Genomic DNA, 11,656 nt, shown 5'->3' with positions numbered 1-11,656 from the left:
TTCATTCACTTAGTTAACTAACTTCCAAATGTCGTTTCTCTGATACCTCTTCGTTCTTATTATGAAAATAAACCCAAATACACGCAATAAATAATAGTGAAGATGTAGAGAGGAAAACATATTGGAAACCTGCATGCGCTGCAATTTGTCCCCCGAGCACTGGACCAATCATATTTCCTAAAAACTGAAATGATTGATTATATCCAAATATTTGTCCCGTAACATGGGTTGGTGTATGTTGTTTTAGTAGAGTTTGTACGGAAGGTAATAATCCTGCTTGTGCGATACCTAATAAAAATCGAAGAATTAATAGTTGCCAAGCTGACGTTACAAATGCTTGCGGGATAAAAATAATTCCTGCAGCAAATAACGCTACAACTAACGTTTTTTGAGGACCGATATGATCTGATAATCTTCCTAGTCTTGGTGCTGCCAAAATAACTGCTAATCCTGTCGCTGACATAACTGCACCCGCAATTGTTTCAATATGTGCAGTATGAGGACCTACTAAATTTTTCACGTACAATGTAACAATTGGTTGAACTGACATATTAGCAAGTTGAATAATAAATGTTGTTACAAATAAACTAATAATTAAATGCTTCGCTGGGACCATCGTCCATACTTTTTTCGGCTGTATTTTTTTTGCTTGAGCAGAGTGATTTTCTTCATGCAGGAAGAAAAAAACGATGAGAAAGGAAAGGAATAAAAAAGCTCCTGTAACAAGAAAGACATGACGCATTCCAATTAATTCAGACAAATACCCTCCAAGTAATGGACCAAGTAACGAACCGCTCACACCACCAGTTGAAATTGTGGAAATCGCCCAACCTGAATGTTCTTTCGGAGTTTCTGCTGCAATAAATGTCATCGCTGTTGAAAGGAAACCAGATACTGCTCCCATTAAAAATCGTAGTGCGACTAGTTGATACACATCCGTTACAAACCCCATAAGCGTCATAATAATCGCCATACCGAGGCTAGCACGAATAAGCATCAATTTCCGTCCATGTATATCACCAAGCTTTCCCCATATTGGCGATACGATCGCACCCATTAAAAATGTTACACCAAATGCAAGTCCCGACCACTGTGCAATACTTGAAGTGCCAGTTACTCCTAATTCCTCAATATAAAAAGATAAGAAAGGAATTACTAAACTCATACCGGCTGCAGTGGTAAAACAACCTAGCCAACAAATCATTAAATTCCGTTTCCAGCTGGCCATTTTCACACCTTCTTTCTTTAGATACCCATTCTACACCCTTTCTTGTAAAAAGTTTAGTAATTTGCTTTATATGCAAGATTTACTACAAAACCCGCTATTTTCTAGTAAAAAACACTACATCTCTACATCATTTTCATAATAAAACCAACTCCTCTATATGAAGTTGGTTACTTATTATCTATCGGTATTAAACGAGCATTACAATTTCTCTCGTAAAACTCAATGGGACCTGCTTGTCCAATAATCGCATATTCATATCCATCTTGCTTCATATTATATAAACAATGATGCAATAATTCTTTTCCTACACCTTTCACACGATTTTGTTTCGCTATGCCCATTGGACCAAACAAGCCTTTCTTTCCTCTCACTACATCGTAACAGGCGAAACCAACTATTACTTCCTCCTGCTGTGCAATATAGATAGGTAACTTTTCGTTATATGTCCGAAATCCATAATCAACCGACTGTAACCACCGTTCACCAAATTCATCCACTACAAATCGTGATAACTTATCAAAATCAGAAGGACTAACTCTTCTTACATGACAAAATAATGTATTATAAATAGATTTAAAACTATTTAAATCAACCGCTAAGTCTCTCGGTGCAGCTGTAATACGTAATATATCTTCTTGCATTTGTGTATGTATAAATCCACCAATATTTGTATCTACATGAAATAATGCATACATAACATGTCCTTCATTTACTACTACTTGCTGAAAGCGTTCCATACGTTTCTTCGCTATTTGTAAAATTTCTATCGCCTTATAAGATAGTTTATATTGCCCTATTTTTTTATACTCTTGATTATGTAAATCGAATTGTTTTCGTAACGAAAGTTTTTCTAAAAAATCTGGACCGACTTTGTGAAACAAATACATAAATAACTCAGCGCAAACTCCTGTACCTTCTTTACACATACCTATAAACAGATGGACTGGGTGAATTATGTTATACTCACTCTCTTTTGCTGCAATCTCCAATATTTTATGCACACGTTTTGTAAATTGAAATTCCTCCATATGTGTTTCCATCCTCTACTAATTTACTAACAAACCGTAACCATAAATAATTGAAACAATTACACCCACTACCAATATACCTGGAAGTAAATTTGCCACCTTGATTTTAATAATACTAAGCAAGTTCAATCCAATAGCAGATATCATAATGCCGCCCGTAGCCGTCATCTCCACTATAAATTGGTTCATTAATTCTTTCGGGACAAAACTATTAATTTGTGTTGCAAAAACTGCAATACCACCTTCATATAAAACAACTGGAATTGCCGAAAATACTACGCCAATTCCTAGAGTTGTCGTTAATATAATAGAAATAAATCCATCGATAATCGCCTTTGTAAATAAAATATCATGATTTCCGCGAATCCCACTGTCAAGTGCACCAAGTATCCCCATCGCGCCAATTGCAAAAATTAAAGTAGCTGTTACAAAACCTTCTGATATGCTACCTTTCCCTTTCGATCCAACTTTATTTTCTAGCCAATCCCCTAAATGTTTTAACTTTTCTTCTAATTGTAACCATTCTCCAATTACCGTACCAATCACTAAACTCAGTATGACAACAAGAAAGTTTTCACTTTTTAATGCCATTTGAAGCCCAAGCACAGTAACCGCTAAACCGATTGCGTGCATTATCGTCCCTTTCATACTTTCTGGAATCCTACTAAATAATTTACCAAGTAAAGTACCAAATATAATACAAATTCCATTTACAACTGCTCCTAATATAACCATTTCTCATTCTTCACCCTTCGAATTCTTTATTTCTATATTTTGGTTTATACATTGATTTACAGGTTATCTATATGTTAACTTAATATTGAGAATATTAACAAATGTTTTCCACTACATAACCCGCTATTTTTTGTAACTTTAATTACCTTTAATAGATTTAGTGTTAATTTAATTGCGGGATAATATTAAAAGGGAAGGTATATATGAAAACTTTACTAAAACGATTTTTGTTAATAGCCTTTTTCATTACACCGATTGTTTTATTAATCAATTACTCTTTTATTTCAAAAGCAAAAGACAAACCCGATTTGCAAAACAAATCTAGTAAAACCGCTTCAAAAAGCGAAAAGAAAATAGAAGACCAAGAAATCACACTCACCTTCTCTGGTGATACAATGTTTGATTGGCAATTACGTCCTATAATCGAAAAGAATGGGGCTGATTACCCATTCCAACATGTAAAAGAAGAAATAAAAAAAGCTGATATTTCTTTTGTGAATTTAGAGTCGGCATTTACAACGAAAGAAAAGAAAGCACCTGGGCAACTGTTTTGGATTAAAAGTGATCCATCTACACTACAAGCTATTAAAAACACTGGATATGACATCGTAAATATTGGGAATAACCACACACTTGATTATGGGCAAGATGGATTATTAGATACGATTTCTCACGTAGAAAAATTAAAGTTCCCTTACATTGGAGCCGGAAAAAATGCGAAAGATGCATATACAGCACGAGAAATGACCGTAAAAGGGAAAAAGTTTAAATTTCTTTCCTTCGTTCGATTTATGCCTGATTCTAATTGGGTAGCTGGTGAGAATAAACCTGGCGTTGCGAATGGCTATGATTTAAATCTTGTAACAAAAACAATTAAAGAACAAAAGAAAGATGCAGACTATTTAATCGTCTATATGCATTGGGGCGTTGAAAAATCAAATCGTCCGGTAGAATACCAAAAGCAATATGTACCTAAAATGGTTGAAGCAGGAGCTAACGCAATTGTCGGGAGCCATCCACATTGGTTACAAGGGTTTGAGTATTATAATAAAGTTCCTATCGCTTACTCATTAGGTAACTTTTTATTCCCGAGTTATGTGAATGGGAAAAGCGCTGAAACTGGCGTATTAACTTTAACTTTTAAAGGAAAGGATGTCCAAATGTCATTCAATCCTTATATCATTCGCAACAACCAAGTTTCCCCTGTAAATGAAGGAGAAAAGAAAAAAGCTCTTCAATATTTACAAACAATTTCAACTGATGTAGAAATTGATGATACAGGGAAAATAAAAAACAAACGAAACTAGACAGCTCAAGATCTATTTCTCTGTAATATACTTTACAGAATAGGTGATAAACATGCTGAAAGAGTTATTAGAAAATATAAACCTCTTAGAAAACATCTATAAAATGTCTATAGCAATCCTGCTTTTATGTTCCTTTTATTCTGTGAGACTATTTAAAAAAATAAAGCGAGAGAGAAATCTTACTCCTTTTGAATTTACAATGTATGTAATCATTCGTATTGCGATACTCTTTTGGTTAGCTAGCTTTATTCTTCTTGAATTTAATGAGTACCTAGTTTAACTATAAAAAAGATAGAAGAAGCACTATATTCCCTCGCTTGTATCTATCTTTTTTATTTACATTCTAACTCTTTCCTTCTATTAAATAAGCAAATCAAACAAAACAGGGTTTTTATTAAGTTCCATAAATTGAATATTATTTTCTTTAAAGCGAGTAATTAATTGCTCATAATCTTCTTTATGTTTTAATTCTACGCCGACTAATGCTGGACCATTTTCTTTATTATGTTTCTTAATATACTCAAAGCGCGTAATGTCATCTTCTGGTCCTAATCCTTTATCAAGAAATTCTCTTAGCGCACCTGAACGCTGCGGAAATTCAATGATAAAGTAATGTTTCAGTCCTTCATAAATGAGCGAACGCTCTTTCATTTCTTGCATTCTATCAATATCATTATTTCCACCACTTAGCGTACATACAACTGTTTTACCTTTTATTTCATCTCTATATAAATCAAGCGCTGCAATAGAGAGTGCACCAGCCGGTTCAGCTACAATCGCATTTTTCTTATACAGTTCTAAAATCGTCGTACAAACTTTCCCCTCTGGTACTAAAATAATATCGTCAATTACATCTTTACAAGTTTCAAATGTTAACTTTCCTACTTTTTTAACAGCTGCCCCATCAACAAAGCTATCTATTTTCTCCAATGCTACATTTTCATTTTGAAGAAAAGCCTCTTTCATAGATGCAGCTCCCATTGGCTCTACACCAATAACCTTTGTAGTAGGACTAACACCTTTTACATATGTACCAACTCCTGATGCTAATCCACCACCACCGATTGCTGTAAAGATATAATCAACCGGTTTCTCCATATCATGCATAATTTCAACTGCCACTGTCCCTTGACCAGCAACTACATACGGATCATCAAACGGATGAACAAATGTCATTCTATTTTCTTCACAATAACACTGTGCTTCTTGGAAAGAGCTATCGAATGTATCACCAACTAATACAATCTCTGCGAAATCACCACCGAAAAATTGTACTTGTGATACTTTTTGTTTCGGTGTTGTTGTGGGCATAAATATTTTTGACGGAATCTTCAATAAATTACACGTATAAGCAACTCCTTGCGCATGATTACCAGCACTTGCACAAACAACACCGTTTTGTAACTTTTCTTTCGGTAAACTTTGAATCAAATTGTATGCACCACGAATTTTGAAAGAGCGAATTAATTGTAAGTCTTCTCGTTTTACATAAACGTCACAATCATATTTCTCAGATAAAACTGTATCACGTTGTAACGGTGTTTTAATAACGATATCTTTCAGGCAATTATGAGCCATTAAGATATCTTCAATTTTCACTCTCTCCTTTACCTTTTGCACCATTATATATCATCCTTATCTCTTTTAAATTGGCTCAATCAAAATGTGGGATTTTCAGGACAGCCCCTGTATTCGCCGATGTTACCATTTGTGCATAACGTCCGAGCCAGCCAGTTTTTACTTTCGGTTCTGGTCGTTTCCATTCTTTTTTACGCTTATCTAATTCTTCATCACTCACTCTTACTTCTAGTAAGCGTTCTTCAACATCAATACATACAATATCCCCTTGTTCAAGAAGTGCAATCATCCCGCCCGCTGCTGCTTCTGGTGAAATATGTCCTACTGAAATTCCACGTGAAGCTCCAGAAAAACGTCCATCTGTTAATAATGCAACCTCAGCACCTAATCCCATTCCAGCAATTGCTGATGTTGGGGCTAACATTTCTGGCATACCAGGCCCACCTCTTGGTCCTTCATAACGAATGACAACTACATCTCCTTTTTTCACTTTCCCAAGCATAATGCCCGCAAGTGCCTCATCTTGTGAATTAAAAATAACGCAAGGCCCTTCAAAACGCTTTACCTCTGTTGCACCGCTTTTAATAACCGCTCCATCTTTAGCAAGATTTCCTTTTAATATACGTAAGCCCCCCTCTTCACTATGAGGGTTTTCGAGAGAGTGAATAACCTCCTTATCTTTAATCTCTGCCTCAGCGATATTTTCTCTTAATGTTTGCCCAGTAGCAGTTATTCGATCAAGATGAAGTACTCCTTCTTTCCGGCTCATCTCTTTCAAAATTGCACTAATCCCGCCCGCACGATCAATATCTTCCATATGCCAATTTGAGGCTGGACTTACTTTACATAAATGAGGTACACGTCTTGAAACTGCATCAATACGGTTCATATCATAATCTAGTCCTGCCTCTTGTGCGAGTGCTAGCGTATGTAATACTGTATTCGTTGATCCACCCATCGCCATATCAAGTGCAAAAGCATCGTCAATTGCTTCTTCTGTTACAATATCACGCGGCTTAATATCTCTTTCAATTAAAATTTTCAATTTCTCTGCTGCTTGTTTAATTAACTCTTCACGTCTTGGATCAATTGCTAAAATACTCCCGTTACCAGGAAGAGCTAAACCTAACACTTCACATAAACAATTCATAGAGTTCGCGGTAAACATACCCGAACAAGAGCCACAAGATGGACAGCCATGATCTTCAATATCTTTTAATTCTTCTTCTGAAATTTTCCCAGATTGATAAGCTCCTACCCCTTCAAAAACAGAGCTTAAATCAACAACTTCTCCTTTTGACGTTTTTCCAGCCGCCATCGGGCCGCCTGAAACAAACACAGTCGGAATATTAATACGTAGTGCAGCCATCATCATACCTGGTGTAATTTTGTCACAGTTTGGGATACAAATCATGCCGTCAAACCAGTGTGCATTTACAACCGTTTCTACTGAATCTGCAATAATTTCACGACTCGGAAGAGAATAACGCATACCGATATGTCCCATCGCAATACCATCGTCAACTCCAATTGTATTGAATTCGAATGGTACCATACCTGCCGCGCGAACTGCCTCTTTTACAAGTTTCCCAAACTCGTTCAAGTGTTTATGCCCTGGAATAATTTCAATAAAAGAATTACAAATCGCTATGAAAGGTTTATCAAAATCTTCATCTTTCAAACCAGTTGCTTTTAATAAACTACGGTGCGGTGCTTTATCAAAACCTTTTTTAATCATGTCACTTCTCATCTTGTCAAATCCCCTCTTACATATTTTTCATTTATACTCTCTTACTCTATTTCTTTACTAATTCTTTCGGTGCATGAATCCAGCTCATCATTTCACGAAGCTCTGCTCCCACTTTTTCTAATTGATGATTTTGTTCTGCTTTTTTCATTGCGTTATACGTCGGACGCCCTGCTTGATTTTCTAAAATCCATTTCTTCGCAAATTCACCTTGCTGAATTTCTGTCAGAACACGCTTCATTTCCTTCTTCGTTTCATCTGTAACAATTCTCGATCCTGTTACATAATCTCCAAACTCTGCCGTATCTGAAATAGAATGGCGCATAGTCGTTAATCCACCTTCGTACATTAAGTCGACAATTAGCTTTAATTCATGCAAACATTCAAAGTATGCAATTTCAGGACGATATCCACCTTCCGTTAACGTTTCGAACCCGGCCTTCACAAGTGCAGTTACCCCGCCGCAAAGTACAGCTTGCTCACCGAATAAATCCGTTTCGGTTTCTTCTTGGAATGTCGTTTCAATTACCCCCGCACGTGTACACCCTACACCTTTTGCATACGCCAGTGCTACATGTAGCGCTGTTCCCGTCGCATCTTGATGCACTGCGACTAATGCTGGAACACCATTTCCTTCTTGAAATACACGGCGAACGAGATGACCTGGACTTTTTGGCGCGACCATCGCTACATCTACGTAACTTGGCGGATTAATTTGTCCGAAGTGAATGTTAAATCCATGTGAGAAAAGTAACATTTGTCCTTCACGAAGATTCTCTTCTACCTCTGCTTTATACACATGAGCTTGCTGTTCATCTGGCAATAACATTTGTACAACTTGTGCGGTTCGAACCGCTTCTGAAACAGACATTACTTCAAATCCATCCGCTTTCGCTACTTCATACGACTTACCAGGACGAACACCAACTACAACCTCTACACCAGAATCACGTAAATTTTGTGCTTGCGCATGACCTTGTGATCCATAACCAACTACTGCAACAGTTTTTCCTTGTAATAACTCTACATTTGCATCTTTTTCATAATATGTTTTCATATTCCATACACTCCTTATAATTTATTTACTTGCAGAACATCAATTAATTTTTTCAACTGACTAACAAGTAATGTCGCTTCATTTTCAGTACAAACTGCTGTGAGTTTCATTTCAGAAACACCACTAGTATCTCTTTCTTTTAAATGTAAAGAAGAAATATAATAACCACGCCGAGCAAAAATCCCACTTATACGTAATAAGACGCTTGGCTCGTTATGAATAACGAGTGAAAAAGTATGACTCATTCTTCCCACCTCTTCATAATCATTTCGTTATTCCCTTTGTTTGGCGGAACCATCGGAAATACGTTTTCACCTTCTTCTACACAAAAATCAACTACGACAGGACCTTCATAAGCAAATGCTTCTAACATCACTTGTTTTGCCTCGGTTGAATTTGTTGCTCTTAATCCCTTTACTCCATAAGCTTCTGCTACTTTCACAAAATCTGGTGATCCAATTTTTGATTCTGATAAACGATTTTCATAAAACATTTCTTGCCATTGCCTTACCATCCCTAAAAATTTGTTATTTATGATAAATACTTTTACAGGGATGTTATTTTCAGCAATTGTTTGTAGTTCTTGAATGTTCATTTGAAAAGAAGCGTCACCTGCAATACAAATGACAAGTTCTTCTTTTTTAGCTAGCTGAGCACCAATTGCTGCTGGAAAACCAAACCCCATCGTTCCTAATCCTCCAGAGGTAAGGAACGTCCGAGGTTTTCTTGCTTTATAGAAGTGAGCAGCCCACATTTGATGCTGACCTACTTCTGTTGTGACAATCGCTTCACCATTCGTTAATTCACTTACTAAGTTGATCACATGCTGTGGTTTTAACTCAGATTCTTTTTGCTTATAAGAAAGTGGATATTCTTCTTTCCATGTCTTTACTTTCTGAAGCCATTCGTCTGTTTGTGTATAAATAGACATATGTAACAGCATGTGTAACGCTTTTTTTACATCACCAACAATCGGATGTTCTACAGTTACATTTTTATGAAACTCAGAAGAATCAATATCAATATGTACTTTTTTCGAGTTTGGAGAAAAAAGTTCTAATTTTCCTGTTACACGATCATCGAAGCGAACACCTAATGCAAGTAGTAAATCACATTCTGTTACCGCCATATTAGCAGCGTATGTCCCATGCATACCAAGCATCCCTAGAAACAATGAATCATCCGGTGGATATGCACCAAGTCCCATTAAAGTTGAAACGACTGGAATACGGTTCTCCCTTGCGAATTCGAAGAGTTCATCGGATCCACCTGAATGAATGACACCTCCTCCAATATAAAGAAGTGGACGCTTAGATTTTGAAATTGCTTTAGCCACCTCTCTAAGTTTCATGCTGTCTGGTACAAATTCTGGTTTGTACCCCGGAATATCAACTTCTTCATTAAAGAAACTGGTGACTTTTGCATTTTGAACATCTTTTGGAATATCAATTAATACTGGTCCCGGGCGCCCGCTTTTGGCGATGTAAAAAGCTTCTTGCACAATTCGTGATACATGATTCACATCACGAACCTGGTAATTATGCTTCGTAACAGGTACTGTAATTCCGACAACATCCGCTTCTTGAAATCCATCTTTACCAATTAAAGGCGTTGCAACTTGCCCGGTAATGACAACTAAAGGAATCGAATCCATATAAGCGTCTGCTAAGCCCGTAACTAAATTTGTCGCCCCTGGGCCAGAGGTAGCAAAGACTACCCCGACCTTTCCAGAAGCTCTCGCATATCCTTCAGCCGCATGAATGGCAGCTTGCTCATGACGAGTTAAAACATGTTTCAAACCACTTTCGTATAACGCATCGTATACTGGTAAAATCGCTCCGCCTGGATAGCCGAAAACGGTCGTTACACCCAATTTCTTCAAACATTGAATCACGTGCCCAGCGCCTGTCATTTCTTCATACTGTAACTTCTCATACGCTGTATACTGCTGCTTCATTTCCATTAACTCCTCTCCTTATTTATGCTAAGCTTTCCGTCAGCCCGGGAACACGTACTCCTCTTTCTCTCGTTAATTTTTTAAATTCTTCGGTCAATTGTTTCGTTACACTTCCTGGTTTCCCATCTCCAATTTCTCTGGAATCAACTTTTACAACTGGAATTAACTCCGCTGCTGTTCCTGTTAAAAATACTTCATCCGCTACATATACATCATGGCGAGTGAACGGTCTTTCCTCACACGGAATACTCAGTCGCTCACATAGCTCGATAACACTATTTCTCGTAATACCTTCTAATGCTCCTAAATAGGATGGCGGGGTTAATACTTTTCCATCTTTCACAACGAAAACATTATCACCAGAACCTTCACAAACATATCCTTGTTGATTTAACATAAGAGCCTCTAACACTCCTGCTTGTGCTGCTTCAATTTTTACAAGTACGTTATTTAAATAATTCATTGACTTAATACGTGGATCTAACGCATCTGGCGTATTACGTCTTGATGCAACAGATACAACGCTTAGCCCATTATCATAAAATTCTTGTGGGAATAACTTTAATTGTTCTGCAATGATAATTACGCTCGGCTTCACACAACTTCTCGGATCGAGCCCTAAGTCACCTTTTCCTCTTGAGACAATTAAGCGAATGTAAGCATCAGTATATTCGTTTTTTTGGAGTGTATGTAAAACTGCTTCTTCCATTTCTTCTACCTTCATTGGAATTGTTAGTAAAATAGATTTCGCTGATTCATACAATCGTTTCACATGTTCTTTTAAACAAAATACATTTCCTCCGTAACTACGAATCCCTTCAAATACACCGTCTCCGTATAAAAAACCGTGATCATATACTGAAACAACTGCCTTTTCTTTTTCTACAAATTCCCCATTCATGTAAATGTACTGGTTTCCCATCTCACATCGCTCCTCTTTTTTTCTCTATTTTTTGCAATCTATTTCTACATCGATTGCTGAGATGAGTATTTTTAACAGAATATTCAGTATATAAACC

Annotated in this window: 11 protein-coding genes; 2 read left to right on the top strand and 9 right to left on the bottom strand. The window is 36.8% G+C overall.

The genetic code is table 11. From position 1 onward, the window contains the following. Positions 1-13: 13 nt before the first annotated feature. The 3 genes from GD442_RS08765 to GD442_RS08755 form a co-directional block, all read right to left on the bottom strand. Positions 14-1,228: a multidrug efflux MFS transporter gene (locus GD442_RS08765; protein ID WP_078386371.1), complete on the bottom strand. Its 1,215-nt coding sequence runs from the start codon at positions 1,226-1,228 to the stop codon at positions 14-16. A 167-nt stretch (positions 1,229-1,395) separates the two neighbouring features. Then, positions 1,396-2,256 (bottom strand): GNAT family N-acetyltransferase, encoded by an 861-nt coding sequence (locus GD442_RS08760; protein WP_000390853.1) that lies wholly within the window; start codon positions 2,254-2,256, stop codon positions 1,396-1,398. Between the two features lie 18 nt (positions 2,257-2,274). Then, entirely contained in the window at positions 2,275-2,991 is a 717-nt protein-coding gene (locus tag GD442_RS08755; RefSeq protein WP_000236030.1) for a DUF554 domain-containing protein, read from the bottom strand. A 203-nt stretch (positions 2,992-3,194) separates the two neighbouring features. On the opposite strand from GD442_RS08755, the gene GD442_RS08750 reads away from it, so the two are divergent. Beyond that, positions 3,195-4,298: a CapA family protein gene (locus GD442_RS08750; RefSeq protein WP_000854536.1), complete on the top strand. Its 1,104-nt coding sequence runs from the start codon at positions 3,195-3,197 to the stop codon at positions 4,296-4,298. Between the two features lie 52 nt (positions 4,299-4,350). Next, complete coding sequence (locus GD442_RS08745) at positions 4,351-4,578, top strand: hypothetical protein (RefSeq protein WP_000910604.1); 228 nt, start codon at positions 4,351-4,353, stop codon at positions 4,576-4,578. Between the two features lie 80 nt (positions 4,579-4,658). Here the strand turns inward: GD442_RS08745 and ilvA are convergent, their stop codons facing one another. The 6 genes from ilvA to ilvE are packed head-to-tail and all read right to left on the bottom strand — an operon-like array spanning position 4,659 to position 11,559. Continuing rightward, positions 4,659-5,921, bottom strand: a complete 1,263-nt coding sequence (ilvA, locus tag GD442_RS08740) for a threonine ammonia-lyase IlvA (protein ID WP_000250317.1) — start codon at positions 5,919-5,921, stop codon at positions 4,659-4,661. Positions 5,922-5,952: 31 nt separating this feature from the next. Next, positions 5,953-7,626, bottom strand: coding sequence for a dihydroxy-acid dehydratase (ilvD, locus tag GD442_RS08735; RefSeq protein WP_001255813.1), 1,674 nt, complete (start codon positions 7,624-7,626; stop codon positions 5,953-5,955). Between the two features lie 46 nt (positions 7,627-7,672). Then, positions 7,673-8,680, bottom strand: a complete 1,008-nt coding sequence (gene ilvC, locus GD442_RS08730) for a ketol-acid reductoisomerase (RefSeq protein WP_000861143.1) — start codon at positions 8,678-8,680, stop codon at positions 7,673-7,675. A 14-nt stretch (positions 8,681-8,694) separates the two neighbouring features. Continuing rightward, complete coding sequence (locus GD442_RS08725) at positions 8,695-8,925, bottom strand: ACT domain-containing protein (protein WP_000019909.1); 231 nt, start codon at positions 8,923-8,925, stop codon at positions 8,695-8,697. Then, on the bottom strand, positions 8,922-10,637 hold the full coding sequence (gene ilvB / locus GD442_RS08720; RefSeq protein WP_002164572.1) for an acetolactate synthase large subunit: 1,716 nt from the start codon (positions 10,635-10,637) through the stop codon (positions 8,922-8,924). The genes GD442_RS08725 and ilvB overlap by 4 nt, the downstream gene beginning before the upstream one ends. A gap of 22 nt (positions 10,638-10,659) precedes the next feature. After that, positions 10,660-11,559: a branched-chain-amino-acid transaminase gene (gene ilvE / locus GD442_RS08715; protein ID WP_078386369.1), complete on the bottom strand. Its 900-nt coding sequence runs from the start codon at positions 11,557-11,559 to the stop codon at positions 10,660-10,662. Between the last annotated feature and the right edge of the window lie 97 nt (positions 11,560-11,656).

This window comes from Bacillus sp. A260, from assembly GCF_009861435.1.
GTDB classification, from domain to species: domain Bacteria; phylum Bacillota; class Bacilli; order Bacillales; family Bacillaceae_G; genus Bacillus_A; species Bacillus_A cereus.
Note: the sequence above shows the minus strand (reverse complement) of the source record. Positions and strands in the feature narration are given on the sequence as shown.